Origin of the sequence: Rhodopseudomonas rhenobacensis (genome assembly GCF_014203125.1) — a bacterium.
In the GTDB taxonomy this organism is placed as follows: domain Bacteria; phylum Pseudomonadota; class Alphaproteobacteria; order Rhizobiales; family Xanthobacteraceae; genus Rhodopseudomonas_A; species Rhodopseudomonas_A rhenobacensis.
This window is the reverse complement of sequence record NZ_JACHIH010000006.1, coordinates 111,900-128,031: the sequence shown is the minus strand read 5'-3', so window position 1 is coordinate 128,031 and position 16,132 is coordinate 111,900. Positions and strand designations below refer to the sequence as shown.

18 protein-coding genes and 1 tRNA gene are annotated in these 16,132 nt (G+C 67.1%); 3 read left to right on the top strand and 16 right to left on the bottom strand.

All coding sequences use genetic code 11. The features are described 5' to 3' along the window. Window positions 1-62 precede the first annotated feature (62 nt). The 5 genes from HNR60_RS07760 to HNR60_RS07740 form a co-directional block, all read right to left on the bottom strand. Window positions 63-2,357, bottom strand: a complete 2,295-nt coding sequence (locus HNR60_RS07760) for a TonB-dependent receptor (protein WP_184256071.1) — start codon at window positions 2,355-2,357, stop codon at window positions 63-65. A 173-nt stretch (window positions 2,358-2,530) separates the two neighbouring features. Then, the gene (locus HNR60_RS07755; RefSeq protein WP_184256068.1) at window positions 2,531-3,022 is read right to left on the bottom strand and encodes a DUF2946 family protein; all 492 of its coding nucleotides are present in this window, start codon (window positions 3,020-3,022) and stop codon (window positions 2,531-2,533) included. Window positions 3,023-3,471: 449 nt separating this feature from the next. Next, on the bottom strand, window positions 3,472-3,834 hold the full coding sequence (locus tag HNR60_RS07750) for a carboxymuconolactone decarboxylase family protein (protein WP_184256066.1): 363 nt from the start codon (window positions 3,832-3,834) through the stop codon (window positions 3,472-3,474). A 230-nt stretch (window positions 3,835-4,064) separates the two neighbouring features. Then, window positions 4,065-4,256: a YgaP family membrane protein gene (locus tag HNR60_RS07745; RefSeq protein ID WP_184256064.1), complete on the bottom strand. Its 192-nt coding sequence runs from the start codon at window positions 4,254-4,256 to the stop codon at window positions 4,065-4,067. 80 nt (window positions 4,257-4,336) lie between these two features. Next, window positions 4,337-5,011 carry a Crp/Fnr family transcriptional regulator gene (locus HNR60_RS07740; RefSeq protein ID WP_184256062.1) on the bottom strand — a complete coding sequence of 225 codons (675 nt, stop codon included), beginning with the start codon at window positions 5,009-5,011 and terminating at the stop codon, window positions 4,337-4,339. Between the two features lie 201 nt (window positions 5,012-5,212). On the opposite strand from HNR60_RS07740, the gene HNR60_RS24310 reads away from it, so the two are divergent. Together HNR60_RS24310 and HNR60_RS07735 are read left to right on the top strand one after the other, a co-directional pair. Beyond that, on the top strand, window positions 5,213-5,341 hold the full coding sequence (locus HNR60_RS24310; protein WP_283810623.1) for a hypothetical protein: 129 nt from the start codon (window positions 5,213-5,215) through the stop codon (window positions 5,339-5,341). Window positions 5,342-5,378: 37 nt separating this feature from the next. Beyond that, window positions 5,379-6,350, top strand: a complete 972-nt coding sequence (locus HNR60_RS07735; RefSeq protein WP_184256060.1) for a S1C family serine protease — start codon at window positions 5,379-5,381, stop codon at window positions 6,348-6,350. A 284-nt stretch (window positions 6,351-6,634) separates the two neighbouring features. Here HNR60_RS07735 and HNR60_RS07730 read toward each other — a convergent pair whose 3' ends face one another. Then, window positions 6,635-7,618 carry an L-threonylcarbamoyladenylate synthase gene (locus HNR60_RS07730; RefSeq protein WP_184256058.1) on the bottom strand — a complete coding sequence of 328 codons (984 nt, stop codon included), beginning with the start codon at window positions 7,616-7,618 and terminating at the stop codon, window positions 6,635-6,637. Window positions 7,619-7,685: 67 nt separating this feature from the next. On the opposite strand from HNR60_RS07730, the gene HNR60_RS07725 reads away from it, so the two are divergent. Then, window positions 7,686-7,762, top strand: a tRNA-Pro gene (locus HNR60_RS07725). A 110-nt stretch (window positions 7,763-7,872) separates the two neighbouring features. On the opposite strand, the gene HNR60_RS07720 is transcribed toward HNR60_RS07725, so the two are convergent. The 10 genes from HNR60_RS07720 to HNR60_RS07675 all read right to left on the bottom strand — a co-directional run bounded on the left by HNR60_RS07720 (window position 7,873) and on the right by HNR60_RS07675 (window position 16,019). Continuing rightward, window positions 7,873-8,616 carry a DNA-methyltransferase gene (locus tag HNR60_RS07720; protein WP_184256056.1) on the bottom strand — a complete coding sequence of 248 codons (744 nt, stop codon included), beginning with the start codon at window positions 8,614-8,616 and terminating at the stop codon, window positions 7,873-7,875. Further along, window positions 8,541-8,786 (bottom strand): Com family DNA-binding transcriptional regulator, encoded by a 246-nt coding sequence (locus HNR60_RS24450; RefSeq protein WP_184256054.1) that lies wholly within the window; start codon window positions 8,784-8,786, stop codon window positions 8,541-8,543. The genes HNR60_RS07720 and HNR60_RS24450 overlap by 76 nt, the downstream gene beginning before the upstream one ends. A 156-nt stretch (window positions 8,787-8,942) precedes the next feature. Further along, window positions 8,943-9,356 (bottom strand): septal ring lytic transglycosylase RlpA family protein, encoded by a 414-nt coding sequence (locus HNR60_RS07710; protein WP_184256052.1) that lies wholly within the window; start codon window positions 9,354-9,356, stop codon window positions 8,943-8,945. Continuing rightward, a complete protein-coding gene (locus tag HNR60_RS07705) occupies window positions 9,353-10,357 on the bottom strand; it encodes a hypothetical protein (protein ID WP_184256050.1) in 1,005 nt (334 codons plus the stop codon). Before HNR60_RS07705 ends, HNR60_RS07710 begins: the two co-directional genes overlap by 4 nt. Then, the gene (locus HNR60_RS07700) at window positions 10,354-10,590 is read right to left on the bottom strand and encodes a tail protein X (RefSeq protein ID WP_184256048.1); all 237 of its coding nucleotides are present in this window, start codon (window positions 10,588-10,590) and stop codon (window positions 10,354-10,356) included. The genes HNR60_RS07705 and HNR60_RS07700 overlap by 4 nt, the downstream gene beginning before the upstream one ends. Then, on the bottom strand, window positions 10,587-10,964 hold the full coding sequence (locus tag HNR60_RS07695; protein WP_184256045.1) for a phage tail protein: 378 nt from the start codon (window positions 10,962-10,964) through the stop codon (window positions 10,587-10,589). The genes HNR60_RS07700 and HNR60_RS07695 overlap by 4 nt, the downstream gene beginning before the upstream one ends. Window positions 10,965-10,966: 2 nt before the next feature. After that, window positions 10,967-13,276 carry a phage tail tape measure protein gene (locus HNR60_RS07690; protein ID WP_184256043.1) on the bottom strand — a complete coding sequence of 770 codons (2,310 nt, stop codon included), beginning with the start codon at window positions 13,274-13,276 and terminating at the stop codon, window positions 10,967-10,969. A 148-nt stretch (window positions 13,277-13,424) separates the two neighbouring features. Beyond that, complete coding sequence (locus HNR60_RS07685) at window positions 13,425-13,886, bottom strand: hypothetical protein (RefSeq protein WP_184256041.1); 462 nt, start codon at window positions 13,884-13,886, stop codon at window positions 13,425-13,427. Between the two features lie 141 nt (window positions 13,887-14,027). Continuing rightward, complete coding sequence (locus HNR60_RS07680) at window positions 14,028-14,549, bottom strand: phage major tail tube protein (protein ID WP_184256039.1); 522 nt, start codon at window positions 14,547-14,549, stop codon at window positions 14,028-14,030. 12 nt (window positions 14,550-14,561) lie between these two features. Beyond that, window positions 14,562-16,019: a phage tail sheath protein gene (locus HNR60_RS07675; protein ID WP_184256037.1), complete on the bottom strand. Its 1,458-nt coding sequence runs from the start codon at window positions 16,017-16,019 to the stop codon at window positions 14,562-14,564. Window positions 16,020-16,132: the final 113 nt, after the last annotated feature.

Genomic DNA, 16,132 nt, shown 5'->3' with positions numbered 1-16,132 from the left:
GACGCCGCCGCGCCGCAGCTGGATTTTCCGGTGCGGCGCGACGGCGAGAGGGCTGCTGTCGCTCAGAATTTGACGGTCAGCCTTGCGTTGAGCGAACGCCCCGGCCCCGCCACGTTGTAGCCGTAGGCGGTCGACGACCCCATCATCGACACCACCTTGTAATCCACCAGATCGGCGCCGCCGAGCGGCAGGTAGTAGTTGGTGTTGAACAGGTTGTCGACGCCGAGATCGACCCGCACCGCGTCCCACTGATAGCCGGTGCGCAGATTGACCAGCGCGTAGGCCGGCGTGGTCAATTCGTTGTGAACCTGGCTGACGTCGTCCTTGGCGCCGACCAGCTGCAGCTCGACGCTGTTAGTCCAGTTGCCGAGCGTGTGGTCGAGCGCCAGCTTGGCGTTGATCGGCATCACATGATAGAGATTGACGCCGTCGGTGCGCTGGCCGCGGACGTAGCCGAGCTGGCCGCGCAACACGCCGCGACCGTACACCGGGCCGTCCCAGACCTGCAGCTTGCCGTCGAGATTGACGCCGTACAGATAGGCGTCGTGATTGGCGAATTGCAGATAGACGAAGTCGTTGGTCTTGGTCAGATTGGCCGCGGTGCAGGTCGACGAGCCGGCGCGCGTCGCGCAGCGATCGACGTCGATATAGTCCTGCACATAGCTGTAATACGGCGTGACCCGGACCTCCCACAGCTTCTGCGCCGGATCGTGCCAGGCCGCGGTGAAGCTCGCGGTGTGGGCCTTTTCCGGCACCAGATCGAGATTGCCGACATAGCCGTTGCCGTCGCCGAACCAGCCGATCATCTTCATCGCCATCGCCGAGCTCGACCAGGCGTAGCGCTCGTACAGATTGGGCGAGCGGGTCTTGCGGGCGAAGCCGAGCTCGAACTGGCTGGTCAAGCCCGGCTCATAGCGCAGCAGCGCTGAGCCGTCGAAATTGACGTCGGTCCTGGCGTGATCGCGGGCATTGAACGCCGCCGCGTCGGCGCCGTACATCATCGCGTTGTAGCCCTGCACGTCGCCGGTGTCGCTCCACACCATGTCGTTGCGCAGACCGACCAGCGTCGTCCATTCGCGGTCCCAATGTCGCTCCCACTCGACGAAGCTGCCGAGCCGGCTGCGCTGGCCGCCGTTGATGCCGATGAAGGTGTTCGGCCCCATCATGGATGAGCCGGCGACCGGGTCCCACCAATCGTCGAGCTTATTGTGATAGAATTCGTTGCCGACCCGCAGCAGATCGTGGCCGGACAGCGCGAGCGTCGCCTTCAGCTTGTAACCGGCGTCGCTGGCCTTGGTGTCCATCGGCATCGAGCCGGTCTTGTCCGGGGCGATGAAGCCCATGGTGTGCTGCACCTGGTGATAGAAGCCCGAGGCTTCGAGCTGGCCCCAGTCGAACACGCCCTCGTAGCGGCCGTTGATGAAGGCGCTCTGGTTGTAGACCATGTCCATGTACTGGTTGACGTAGCCCTGGTACGGGATGAACTGGCCGCCGACCTGCACGGTGAACAGGTTTCCGAACGTCCGCTTGGAAATGCTGAGCGCGTGGTTCTGGATCTCGTACAGCGTCGATTTGATCCTGGTGCCGTCGCCGGCCTTGTAGTCGGACGCCTTGGCCCAGCCGCCGGTGTAGGTGACGCTGGTGTCGGCGTTGGCGACGGTGGCGATGGCGTCGACGCCGTAGCCGGTGCCGTTGCTGCGGAAGAAGCCGGACACCTGCCCGGTGGTCAGCCAGCCCGGGCCCTTGGCGAACAGCGGCGGCGCGGTGGTGACGTCGATCCGGGCGCCGATGTAATCGCCGCCGACGCTGACCGGCGCCACGCCGAGATAGGCCCGCATCTTGGCGATCATGGTCGGATTGACGAAGGACAACGGCGGATTCATCTCGTTCGGGCAGGCCGGGCTGATCAGCATCGAGTTGATCGCGACCTGGACGCGGTCGGCGCCGAGCCCGTTGATCGCCGGCAGGCTGGAGACCCCGCCGGCGCCCCAGGCCGCCCCGCCCGGGATATCGGCGATCAGCGCCGCCGAGTCGCTGGTGGAGAGGCTGCGCGACGTCGCCGTGGCGGCGGAAATCGTCGTGCTGTCGGCCGGCACCACCGGGCCTTCGGGGACCGGCGCGGGTGCGGGCGCGACGGCGGTGCGACGCGGCGCGGCGGAGCGCTGCGCCTGCCGGTTGGGCTTCGGTTTGGTGCCCTCAACCACGATGGTCGGCATCGAGACGGCAGTCTGCGCCGCGGCCGGCGCGGCGGCCACCGCCAGCAAACCGCTGGACAGCAGCACGGCGAAACCGGGCGACAGGATGGCACTGGTCGTAAGGAGAACGCGGCGAGTGCCGGCGGGTGAGCTGGACAGCATGATGAGGACTCAAGGGGTGTTTGCAGGCGCGCCACAGCGCGTCACGGCCCGCGGGACGATGGTTTTTTTGCGAAACTGCCCCACCAGCAAGGCGGATCGGCTTCGCGCGGCGGCGATCAACGGCCGAAGCCACGCGGCCGCGAGCAGCGGCACATCGGCGTGGCGTTCGGGAGTTAGATCGCGGCGGGTGGTCCGCGGGCGGAGTGTGAGGCGACAGGAGCTCCGCGCGGCACCGCGGCGGACAGCCGCCAACTCGGCGCGGTATCGACCAGGCTCGGCAGCGGGACGAGCGCCGGCAACGGCACCGGCGGCGCCAGGCTGTGCCCGATCACGCAGGCGATGCATTTGATATGCGGCGCGACGCCGTGATCGCCGGAATCGGCGGGGGCGTGAGCAAAGCCGGAATCGCACAGCGCCGACAGCCCCAGCGCGTCGGGCTGCGCAGCGCCGGCAACCGGCGCCGCCAGCGCCAGCGTGGTCTGGAAGATCAGCGCGAAGGCGGTGAACCAGATCAGCGAAAGGCGGGCAGCGCGGCGCAGCGCAGCGGCAGACAAAGCCGCCCGCTTGGCGACCGCGCGCGGCAGATCGAGGCCCGCGCCGTGCCGGGCAACCGGCCGTCGCGTGCCGTTACGACCGAGCTGGCTGTGCCGTCGAGCCGTCGTCAATCCCGCCCCCTGCCATCGCTGGCACCCCGAGACATCCTAATCGGATGTTAACGCGGGCAGCAATCCACCATCGCCCGCGCGGATTCAAGGGGGCAGCGGTAGAATAGAATGGAATGCTTTTAAGGTGGGGCGGAAGGAGGTCGTTTGCTTTGTGGCCTGACGCTCACATGAGCACTGACCTCACCTCTCCCCGCTTGCGGGGAGAGGTCGACCCCGCGTAGCGCAAGCGAAGCGGGGTCGGGTGAGGGGGCGTCTCGGCATAACGCGGCGGGGGGGGGCCCCCCCGCCCCCCCGCCCCCCCCCCCCCCCCCCGCGTCTCGGCATAACGCGGCGCCCCCTCACCCGACGCGACAAGCTTCGCTTGTCACGCCACCCTCTCCCCGCAAGCGGGGAGAGGGAAGGAAGCCGCGTCGCCTACGCCACAACTCCACAACTCCACAAGGAACGAGCTACTCCGCCGCGGCGGCCTTGCGCTTGGCGAACTGGTCGTAGGCTTCCACCGCTTGGGCGGCATACATCACGCTCGGCCCGGCGCCCATGTAGATCGCCATGCCCATGGTTTCCATCACCTCGTCGCGGCTGGCGCCGTGCTTCACCGCGGCCTCGGCGTGAAAGCCGATGCAGCCGTCGCAGCGGGTGGCGACCGCGATCGCCAGCGCGATCAATTCCTTGGTCTTGGTGTCGAGCGCGTTGGCCTTCAGCGCCGCCTGGGCGATGGCGGCGAAGCCCTTCATCACCTCGGGCGCGCCGCCGCGGACTTCCTTCAGCGCGACCGACAACTCGGCGGTCACGTCGATCCAGTTCTTATGCATGCAAGTCTTCCTGACAAAGGTGACGACGCTTCAGCCATACCAGACTGCCGCGGCTTTCGGCACCGTGTCCCGGCCGCGGTGCTGCGCTGCGTCGTGAGCCGGGACCGTTACGAGGGCAACATCCGTCACGGCCCCGGCTCTGCATCGCACCACGCCGCAAGAGCGGCGCGTTGCGCTGCGTCCGGGGCACGCTTGGATGGAGCGCTGGCCTGGGTGGCCCGCGACCGTGCTTAGCCCTTCTTCGCCGGGCAGGTGTTGAGGCCGATCAGCGTATAGGCCGGGCAGAAGCCGAGCGCCGCGGTGAGCAGCGGCACCACGCCGATCCAGGCCCAGATCGGGCCGCCGGTCAGCGCCCAGCCGATCAGCGCCAGGCCGACAAGGGCGCGCAGCGCGCGATCGATCATTCCGACATTCGTGCTCATGATTTCCTCCTGATTGAGAGCCAATGCAGCAGGGATAGGGCGCAGGCCGCCCGCGGTCTGTGACCAAGTCACCGATCAAGTCACCGTGCCGGCTGCGCCGCGGCGCGCAACGGGGCTGCGTTGCGCAATTCGACCCGGCCGCGGCCGAGGCTGACCCAGCCGCGCTTTTCGAAGCATTTCAGCTGCCGGCTGACTACCTCGCGGGCGCTGCCGATCTCGGCGGCGAGCTGCTGATGGGTGATGGCGACGTCGTGGCCGTTGGCGGCCAGCGCCAACAGCCGCGCCGCCAGCCGCGACTCGATCGAGGCGAAGGCGACGTGCTGGATCACCCGCATCAGATCGGCCATCCGCGCCGCCTGGGCGTTGAACACGAAGCTGCGAAACCGCGCCGAGCGCCCGATCAGATCGTGGAAGGTCGCAGCCGGCAGCCCGATGGCGTGCACCGGGGTCTCGGTCACCGCGAAGGCGCTGTAATGGGTGTCGGCGAGCAGCGCCAGGGTGGTCAGGATGCACATGCTGCCGGGACCGAGCCGGTACAGCACGATCTCGTTGCCGTCGGCGTCGAGCTGATAGACCCGCACCTGGCCTTCGCACACCATGATGAAATAGCCGCACGGCTGATCCGGCGCGAACACCGTGGCGCCGGCCGGCAGCTGCATCGCCACCGCGCCGCCGATCAGCGGCGCGCGCTCGTTCGGCGCCAGATCCGAAAGCGGCGGAAAGCGCTGCAACCAGTCGAGGTCTGACAAGTCCATTGGGTACGGCCGATGTCTGCGCGAACGGCTGCCCGCCGCATCGCGCGGGGCGCATCGTGGCGATTCAGGCTGCGGATCACCGCCGCTGTCAAGCCGACTTCCCGACCTCATTGCCGCAGCGACGCCGCAATGTTGGGCGCGACGACGAATCAAGCGTTTGGTATCCTCCCGCAGAGACAATGTGCATGACGGACGAAGCGAATGGTGAATGCGTTACGACGATGGTTGGAGGCCCACGATCTGGCGGCGATCGTGATCGCGGTGCTGGGCGCGATCTTTCTGCTCGCCACGATCCTGGTCGTCGGCGGCTACCTGCTGGTAACGCGCTGAACGACACCTATCTTTAAGCCGAAGTGGGAGACCCGCGATGCCATCATTGACCGCCTGGAAAGTCCCCGCCTCGGCGCAGCCGCGCGCCGAGGATTACAGCTTCGACCTCGACCACGTGCTGAGCTCGGTGGTCGGGCTGCATTCCATCATCCCCGGCGACGCCTTCACCGCCGACACGCTCGGCGTCGAGCGCGCCGGCAACGGCGTGGTGATCGATCACGGGCTGGTGCTGACCATCGGCTATCTGATCACCGAGGCGCAGACGGTGTGGCTGCATCTCGGCGACGGCCGCATCGTCGAGGGCCACGCGCTCGGCTTCGACCAGGACTCCGGCTTCGGCCTGGTGCAGGCGCTGGGCGAGCTCGACGTCGATCCGCTGCCGCTCGGCAGTTCGGCGGCGGCCTCGGTCGGCGACCGCGTCGTGGTCGGCGGCGTCGGTGGCCCCGAACGCTCGGTGGCGGCGCAGATCGCCGCCAAGCAGCAATTCGCCGGCTATTGGGAATATCTGTTGGACGAGGCGATCTTCACCACCCCGGCGCATCCGAACTGGGGCGGCGCGGCGCTGATCTCGGAGGCCGGCGAATTGATCGGGATCGGCTCGCTGCAGATCGAGCGCGAACATTCCGGCCGCGACGAACATCTCAACATGATCGTGCCGATCGACCTGTTGAAGCCGATCCTCGAGGATCTGCGCAAATTCGGCAAGGTCAACGCCGCGCCGCGGCCCTGGCTCGGGCTGTATTCCGCCGAGATCGAGGACAAGATCGTGGTGGTGGGCATCGCGCCGAAGGGGCCGGCGGCGCGCGCCGAGTTAAAGACCGGCGACGTGATTCTGGCGGTGCGCGGCGAGAAGGTGTCGAGCTCGGAAGAGTTCTATCGCAAATATTGGTCGCTCGGCACCGCGGGCGTCGACGTGCCGCTGACGCTGTACCGCGGCGGCGACACTTTCGATGTCGAACTGGTGTCGTCCGACCGCAACAGGTTTCTGAAGAAGCCGCGGATGCATTGAAGGCGACTTCGGGTGATTGGACGCCGCCGAACCGAATTGCGTGCGACCAAGCCAAAACCAAGCCGTCATTCCGGGGCGCGAGAGCGCAAGTAACAAGCTGTCATCCCGGGGCAGGAGCGGCGTGAGCCGCGAGTGAACCCGGGATCCAGTAATCACCGCCCTGGAATACTGGATTCCGGGTTCGCTCGGCCTTTCGGCCTCGCGCCCCGGAATGACGGCTGATTGTGGCAGAGCGCGGCGCGGCACACGCGCAGCGTTGCCGAGTGTCGGTCTCGCAACGTGCCTCACCCCCGCGGCAGCGCGGCGCGGCGGAGGCGGTCGTTGATGGCTTCGCCGAGCCCGTGGCGCGGCACCGGCATCACCGCGATGCCGGCGGCGCCCCGGGCGTCGAGCGCGCGCAGATAACCGAACAGATTGGCGGCGGCTTCCGCCAGATCGCCCTGCGCCGACAGGTTCATCACCACGGTCGTCGCATCGACGCCCGGCAGCGCCGCCGCGCCGAACGCCAGCAGCGCCTCGCCGGGCTCCACGCCAGTCGCCTCCAGCCGCACTTTCGTTCGGGGCGCGTAATGCGACGCCAGCATGCCCGGCGCCAGCGGCCGCGCCGGATCGGAAGCCACGGGCATCGCCAGCGCGCGGCCGAGCACGGCCTCGATCTTTTCGCGCGGCAGACCGCCGGGACGCAGCAGCACCGGCTGGTCGAAACACGCAACAATCGTCGATTCGACGCCGACCGACACCGGCCCGCCATCGACGATCAGCTCGATGCGGCCGTCGAGGTCGGCATGGACATGCGCGGCGGTGGTCGGCGAGACGTGGCCCGAGCGATTCGCCGACGGCGCCACCACGGCGCCGCCGAAGCCGCGCAGAATGGCTTGCGCCACCGGATGCGCCGGCACCCGAATCGCCACGGTATCGAGGCCGGCGGTGGCGAGATCGGCGACCGGGCAGTTCTCAGCTTTCGGCACCACCAGCGTCAGCGGCCCCGGCCAGAACGCCGCGGCGAGCTTCAACGCGTCGCCGTCGAATCGGCCGATCCGCTCGGCCGCCGCCAGATCCGCCACATGGGCGATCAACGGGTTGAACGACGGCCGGCCCTTGGCCTGATACAGCCGCGCGATCGCGCCGGCATTGGCCGCGTCGCAGCCGAGGCCGTAGACCGTCTCGGTCGGAAACGCCACCAGACCGCCGTCCTGCAGGCATTTCGCGGCTTTTGCCACCCCGTCGTCGCCGGCGGCGACGATCGCCGTCGCAAGGTCCAGTTTCATCTAAATTCCAATCCTCAATTCGCCTGCTTGCGGAGTGCGAAACCCTTGGCTATAAGCCGGCCACTGTCGGAGTGTGGCTCAGCCCGGTAGAGCACTGCGTTCGGGACGCAGGGGTCGCAGGTTCGAATCCTGCCACTCCGACCAGTAATTCCCGACAGGCTTTTTGCCTTTTTCCCGAAGCGTTTCAAGGCAAGCCGACCCTTTACCAGATATCGATCTGTAGCGCGCAAAATCAAATGGCATGGCGCGCAAGATCAGATGGCAACGGTTTTGGATCGTGAAGCGGCCTTCACCGCCTCTTCAAGCCGCCCGCACGCGATCTCGAAATAGGTTGGGTCGACCTCGATCCCGACATAGGCCAGCCCCTTCTGAACGCAGGCCACCCCGACCGTGCCCGATCCCATGAACGGGTCGAGGATCGGCCCCTCCATCACCGTCATCAGGCCGGTCATCAGGTCGACCGGCTTGCCCGCGACGTGGTGTTTCACCCTCGGCACCGACATCCGAAACACGCCGGGCGCGACGGGGCCGGCCTGCGGCCTGGCGCCGTTGGTCCCCCACAGGGCGTATTCCGCCTGCACCCTGTAGCGCCCCTTCTGCGGCCGTGAGCCCTCCGTTTTGTCCCAGGGCACAATCCCCCGCCAGACCCAGCCGGCACACTGGAGCGCATCGCTGGTGACCGGAAGCTGCCGCCAATCCGAGAAGCTCACCAGCATCGCGCCTGGCCGCGTCAGCGCCCGGGCGCGTCCCATCCAGAGCGTCGACCAGGCGAGGTAGGAGCGCTGGTCGCGGGTGTCGCCCTGAAACTCGGGATACTGCGGGTGACCCGTGCTGAGGTATTTTGCGGTTGTCGCCTGTGCCCGATCGCGGACGTTGCCGCCGCTTGAATAAGGCGGGTCGGTCAACACGTCGCCGACCGGGTCTAGCGTCGGAAGGATTTCGAGGGCGTCTCCGAGATATACGGTTGCCGGACCGATCCGGCGTCGCTTGACGAACATAGGGCCTCTCCCGAGGTCGGACGCTCGTGGCGCTCGGTGGAGGGCTCTGTTGGCCTCAAGATATTGATGCCACCGCAGCGGCGGCATTTGATTTCGACGGTGCCGACGATCGCGTCGGCTACCGCCCGAAACAGCAGCGCTCGGCATCGAGCGCAGCGGATGGATTCCATGATTTGTTAACTCGAATCGGGCCACTTCGCCGCCGCTCGTCAGAGCCTCGGCGGGGTGGCGGCAATTCTTCTGCGTCGCTTCGCGGGCTCGTTGCCAAACTTCACCCGCGACCGGGTAATTCCCGGACCCCGTCACCCAGGCCGCTCCTGCGGCCCTCATAGCACCTCGCATCCGACCCGCCCGACGCCGCGGTCGATCAGGCCGATCACGCGGGCGGCTCCCTCCGACAGGTCAAGCACCCGGCCACGGATGAACGGACCGCGGTCGTTGATCGTGACCGTGACCTCCCGTTCGGCGTAGGTCACGCGAAGCTTGGTCCCGAACGGCAGGCAGCGGTGGGCCGCCGTCATCGCGCTCGGCCTGAAACGCTGGCCGGAGCTCGTGCGCGGCCCGGATTCGCTGCCGTAGAAGGACGCGAGACCTGCGCATTGCCGATCGCAGGCTTGGGCGGTTTTCGCTTTGACCAGGCCCCAGGAGACGAACATTACCGCGCCGCAGAGGGTCGTATAAGCGCAGATAAGGAAGACCATCCAGACCGCGAACAAGCGGCTCCTCCAAGCTTCGCTCATGCCCCGCCTCCCTTGCCCTCTGCGGGCGCCTTTACGGTGATCGTCGACAGCACCGGCGAGCCCTTGGCCCAGGTGGTCGAGATCGATTCCGACAGCCACGTGCCGTCGATCCCGTCCCGAAACCCGCTGGCGATCACCTTGGCCCCGGCCGACCAGGCTGGGTTATAGGCATGCGTGAAGTGGCCGCCGCCGGTGAGCATGTTGAGCTTGCGGCCGTGCGCCTCGGCGGCGCGCTTGGCTTCGTCCTCGCTCGCCCGTGGATGCAGCAGCGTGTGGGTCGGCCCCTTGGCGCCGGTCGAATAGCGGATCGACTTGCGCTTGCCGCTCTTCGGATCGTGCCACGATGCCTCGACCTTGCCGTAGCGTGGCCGCGGCTCGCCCTTGATGCGCCAGCCCGAATTGCCGATGCGCTTGATGACGATCGGCGGCAGTTCACCGCCGTCCGCTCCCTTGCCGGAGCCGCGCTTGGTTACGGCCAGCTTCTGGCCGCCGGGCTTCACCATGCCGCCGGCCTCGGCCGCGACGCGGTGCGCGAAGTCGATCGGGCTGGCTTCCCAGCGCAGCACGAAGGGCAGCTTGACCTTGGCCAGCTCGGGGTCGATCGCCAGCGAGAGCTTCGCCGCCTTGGCGGTGTCTTCCAGCACCTGGCCCAGCGTGGAATCGTGCCAGTGCTTCATTCCGCCGGCCTTGAACTCGCCCGACATGGTGGCGGCCCGGGCGGTCATCTTCATCGTCTCGGGGCCGTTCTCGCAGCCCGACTCCCAGCCGTTGACTTTGAAGGCGCCGATCATCGGCGCGATCGTTTCCTTGTAGCCGGCGAACACGATCAGCAGATCATCTTCCTGCGGCAGCGGGATCTGGCCGTAGTTGTCGTCCAGCTCCAGCTCGAACTCGTCGTCGTCGTCGCCGGCGTTGTCGGTGTGGGTGGCGCTGAGGAAGACCTTCGCCATGCCGATCATCAGGTCGACGTCGCCCTTCATCACCTTCAATACCGGCGTCATGTGTCGCCCCAGACGCGCTTGACGGTCGGTCTCGGCGGGCCGCCGCTCGGACGCGGCGGCAGCTTGATTTTGGTGCCCAGCGGCAGCCGCCAGCCGACCGCCGCGAGGCCGGGATTGAGCTTCAGGATGCTCTCCACGGTGCCGTCGCGCTCGGTGCCGAGTTCGGCTTTCGCGATCTTGTCGAGCCGCTCGCCGTCCCGCCGCACGATGTAAAGCCGGTCGAAGCTGCTCATCCGTAATAGCCCTTCAAATCGGCCGTAAAGGCCAGCTTCTTGCCGCCGTAGTATTCGACGTCCGACAGCCGCTCGATCGTCACGGCTCCCAGCACGACGGCGGTGAAGCCGCGGCCCATGCGGATCAGCGGAAGCGGCCGGAGCGCGAACTGCGCCGCTCGCAAGCCCTCGTAGTCCGGCAGACCACCGAGCTGATCGGGAAAAAGCACGCCGCGAACCGACATCTCCGGCCGCTTCATGCCGTGCATCTGGGCGCCATCCATCAGCCCGAACCGCGGAACGTCCGCCACGACGGCTTCGGAGCTGGTGTCGATCTCCTGAGAGTTGAGCCCGACCACCTGAAACACATGCGGTCCGATCGCCATCAGCGCCATGGCTACACCGTGTCGAACAGAGCGGAGGAGCTGTCGCCGAGCTGCGCGAGCTGGCGGGCGATGTCCTGGCCAATGCGGCTGCCGTCGCGGCCGGCGCCGTTGACGTGGACCGTGACGTGCACCGTTCGCCCTCCAGCGAGGCCAGCTTGCTTTCGAGGCGACTCTGGGGCCGGCGCTGATGCCGGGCCCCGCGGCGCGGAGGAAGCGCCGCCGGCGGGCGCGCCGCTTGCGGCCGGCCCGGAGAAGCGCGGCGAGATCTGTGGCGAAACCTGAAAATTCCACATCGCACGGATTCGCTCGGCCGCCGATTGGGACTCGGCGACCGCCTTGGCGCTCTCGCTGGCAACCGCCCGGCTGATCCGCTGCATCGTCGTTTCGGCCACGCTGGCTGCAACCGGCGGCACCGGCGAGTAGTTACGCGGATCGGCCGGCGCGGCCTGGCGCCGGCCGATCGCGGGCGGCTTGAAGCTCGGCACCGGAGAATAGTTGCCGACCTCAGGGATCGGAGTCGCGGGCCCCCGCAATGGTTTGTTGGAACGCTGCTCTCGCTCCCATTGAGCGAGCGCCTTCGCGTAGTTCTGCGACTGGAAACGGCCCGAGAAGTCCGACAGCTTGGGGCGCCTGGCATTGAGGGCCGCGCGGGTGGCGCGTGCGTGCTCGTAGCTCTGCATGCGGCCGGAAAACTGGGATTTTGGCCCGGCGGGTTCGTCGACTCGGGGCGCGTCCTTTTTGGAATCATCCTTTTTGTCGCCGGACAAATACTCGCGTGCGCTATCGATGCCGCGCGAAAGTCTTTCCAGAAGGCCAACAGCCGGCGTCGCTTCGGCCACGAATTTCCCGACCGCGATCCCGGCCGCCGACCACGAATCCGCCAGCTTGTCGATCGAGGCCTGCGCATCGCCGGTGAGGCGGACGACGTCTGTGTTGATCGTCCCGAGAGCCTTGGTCTGGATTTCCGCACGCAGAGACCGAAATTCGGCCTTCAGGTTGATCAGCGCACTGATCGCTGTCCGGGAGTCGATCTCTCCGAACAGCTTCGGCAGCTTCGCCATGTCGCCCTTGAGGGCCTTCTCAGTCAGCTCGATAATCACGTCGAGCAACGGCTTGCCTTCCTTGGCGCCCTTCTTCAGCCCGGCCTCGAGGTCGACCCCCATCTTCTTGAAGTTGTTCTGCACGTCGGTGGTGTTGATTTTGGCGAGCAGATCACGGATGCCGTTGAACGTCTTCTCGGAGGTCCCGGCCTCCTTGCGGATGATCTGCGTCGCGGCCGCCAGATCGGCCAACTTGCCGGCCCCCTTCTGCCCGACGTTGGCCCATGCCGCGGCCAACTCCGGAAAATATCGCGCCATGTCCTTGAGTTCGAACTGGCCCTTCTTGCCCGCATAGGCCAGCCTGTCGAATGCCTCCGGCAACTCCTCGACCTTGAGCTTCAAGTTGGTCATCATCGCGCCGGCGGAGTTGGACATGTCCTCAGCCGACGCGCCGGATGCTTGCGCCGACTTGACGACCGCATCCATCATCGCCAGCGCCTCGGGCAGTTCCTTGCCCTGGGCGACCAAGGCTTCCAGGCCCTTCAGCACCTCCTCGACGGGCACGGCATACTGCCTGGCGATTGCCCGAACGTTGCCCGTCGCCGCATCGACCTGGGCCTTGGTCGCCTCAGCCGTGATACCGAGCCGCGTCATGCGTCGGTCCAACTCGGCGAAGTCCTGAAAGCTCTGCTTGACCGCGCCCGCAACGCGGACACCAGCATACACACCGCCGACGACGCCAGCCGCACGCGCGCCCATGCCGATAACGGCTGGCAGCGCGCCACCGCCCTGTCCGCGCCGCTCTGTTGTCGGCGGCAACGCACCGCCGCCCGAGCCTCCTTGCCCCGCACCCCGGCTCTCATCTCGCACCCGACGCAAGCCACGCGCGAGCCGCTCGGATTGAGCCGTGGCGTTGCGCAGGCCCTGGACCAAGCGGTCGACATGGCCTCCATCGAGCTTTTGGAGCTGAGTGTTGAACTGCGCCAGCGCCTTCATGCCGGCGAGCGCCTCGGTGCGGGTCTTCGCCAGATCGCGTGCCAGCTTGTCGGCCTTGGCCGCGCCGAGCTTCCGGGCGCTGGTCGACGCCTGGCTAAGAGCCGCGTCCGCGCCCTTCGCCTCGTTCTTGGTCTTGGCGAGATCGGCGGCGAGCTTGCCAGCCTTGGCGCCGTCGAGCTTCTTGGCAGCAGCGCCGACGCCTTCCAGCTCGCGCTTGGCATCCTTGGCGGGGCCTGCGAGCTGATTGACCAGGCGCAGCCGCAGCGAGACGTCGAGATTACTCATGATCCCCTCAGCTGGCCCCAGGTCTCGCGGTCGATATCAGCCGCCTCATTCCACCACAGCAGCACATCGGGCCACGTCATCGCCATCACGGCGGGCACCGGCGTGGAGAGCACCGCCGCGACGCGCGCCGCGTAGCTGCGCCAACGTTTCAGCCCGACGTAAAGCCGAACGCCTTCCGGAGTGACCGGGGCAAAAAATCGGCACCGGCCTCCATCATGGCCTCGCCATCGTCCGCATCCATGCCGCGCAGCACCGGCGCCGGAACGCCGGTCATCTCGGCGTAGATTTCGTAGAGATCGTTGTGGCGATTTTCGCTTACCAGCTTGTCGACCTGCACCATCGTCAGGCGGTTGATCACGACGGCGTCTCGGCAGAGCGAGCCGTCCATGAACGGACACGACAGCGGGACGCGCTTCGATCGCCCGCCGGCAAAGTCGAGAACAGCCACCATCGGCGGCGCCTCGGCCGGGGCCTCGGCAGCGGGCTGTGCGACCGCCAAATCGTCCGTCTTCGCGCCGGCCTTGCGCTTGGCGTCGGGCGAGCCGGGCGGCGGAACAACTGGCTTCAGCGCCGGCTCGACCTCGACCGGCGGCGGTAGATCAATGGCCATTGAAAGCTCCTTTAAGGCCCCTCGAAATGGTGGCCCGGGTCCGCGCCGGGCCGTCGCCTACTCGAACCGCGGTGGCGGGTCCGCAAGGGTCTGTCCCGCCGATTATGGCCGCTTGCCTCTGGTTCTTTCGCTCGGGATTGATCAACCCGCAATCCGCAGAATTCGGTTCTCGGCGTCGGAGCTGGCGCTACCGAGATATCCGAGCCGCGTGTTGGTCTTGAACCGGAAGGCCGCGATGATGCCGTAGCCTTCGATCACGTCTTCGAAATCAGTGATCGAGCCGACGTGGTAAGCATAGCCGTTGAGGCCGCGGCCCTTCATCTCGTCCGCATCGGCCTCCTGAAACAGGCCGCGAACCGTGACGATCCGCTCCCGCTTGGTGCCGTCCAGTTCATCGACCATCAGCTCGTAGATCGTGTAGAGCTTGCTCTCGCCGAGCGAGAGGCCGAATTGGCCGAGCACCGCCGGCGGCGCGCCCTTCAGGTTGAACTGCAGCTTCGGCGCTTCGATCGCGCCGATCGGCACGTCCAGCTTCATGATGCCGCCGCCGGGTAGATGCTCCTCGGTGATGGCCTTGGGCGATGGCAGCTTGTAGCTGGCGAGCGAGAGCCAGGTGTTGACGCCCTCGCAGTACAGGTTGCCGGCTTTACGGACGAATTCCATGGTGGGTCTCCCTTAGGCCGCGATGGCTTCATAGCCACCCAGCGCACGCTGGATGTCCGAGGCGAGGATGTCGAAGGCGGGGGCGTAGGGCCGCATGCCGAACACCATGTCGGAGATGATCGGCGTGTTCTCGTGCGGCAGTTCGATCCGCAGAATGCCCTGGCGCATGTTGGCGTTCGGGTTCAGCGCGCGGTCGAAATAGCGCGTGTAACCGAGCACCACGCCGAGCGATACCAATTCGTCGAGGAAGTATTCGACCGTCTTGACCACCATCAGGGCGTTGTGCGCGGTGAAGAGCTCGCCACGCCACTTTCGCAACGCCCCAGGCAGCGAGGCGCGGATCGCGTTCTCGGTCCGCACCTTGTTGATGAAGCGCCAGTTGCTGTCGTTGGACAGCGTCTCGGAGCCGAACAGCTCCTTGCCTTCGATGAAGGTGTTGACGCCGGCATTGATCAGGAAGTTGGCCTCGTGATCGATCTCGCCGTCGTAGTAGGAGACCGGGCGCGCGGTGCCGACGATCGCCGACGAGGTCTGGTTTTCCGGCGACCAGTACGGGCCGCCGCGCTCGCGGTCACGTTTGGCGAACAGCGCCGCCACCGTGGTCGAGGCCGGCCGGGTCAGGATGGTGTCATCGGCGCCGTCGAGCACCGCAAAACGCCGCAACGCCGGGTCGATCGCGTAGAGGTAGCGGCCGTTGTCGCGCTTCAGCCGTTCGGCCCACTGCGCCGCCGCGACGCGGTCGAGGTTCGGGCCGTCGATCACGCTAATGCCGAGCACGCGCTTGGCGACGGCAGACGCCGCCAGCGCAACGGGATTCGCGACCGCGCCGACCTCGACCGTGCCAGCCGCGCCGGCGCCGTCGCCCGTGATGGTCATCGTGCAGGTGTTGGGGATGCCGAAGCCGGCATCGTCGATCACGACGTCCACTTTGCCGCCGGTGATGACGCAATGCCCCTTCGGCACGACGACGGCGCCGGCCGCCGTAAAGGTCACGTCGGCATGCGTGTAATCGGCGCCGCGGTTGGTCATGGTGGCGATCGTCGCCCCGATCGGCGACTCGTTGCAGAAGCCGGGCGGCACGATGATGCCCGGCCGCACGCTGGTCTGCGCGCGAGCATCGAGCAGGCCCCAGAGGCCGGTGCGGTCGGACGGATCGCCGATGATGGCGCCGAGCTGCTCGTTGCGGCTCGTCGCCTTGGCGACGCGACGGACAAGGATGCTGGCGTTGATGCCCTCGCTCAGGATGTCATCGATCGCCATCGACAGCTCCCCGGCGTCGCCCAGCGTGGCGATCTTGTCGGCCTCGTCGCCGTAGAGGTGGACGTTGGTTTCGAGCGGGAAGATCGACGGGTTGGCCTCGTCGGCCGGCGCCACCAGGGCGATCGTGGAAAAGTCTGGTGCCTGGACTGTACGAGCGTCCTCGCCCGCGTCGATAAAGCGGACGCCGTGGTTCTTGGTGAGTGCCGCCATGAGCGAAGCCCCTTGACCAGAAATTGGATCGGGATGAACCTATGGGGCGCACAAGCAAAGAGGGCCGCTGACAGCTGTCAGCGGCCTCGTTCGTTCCGGCGGCAGAAGCGTCG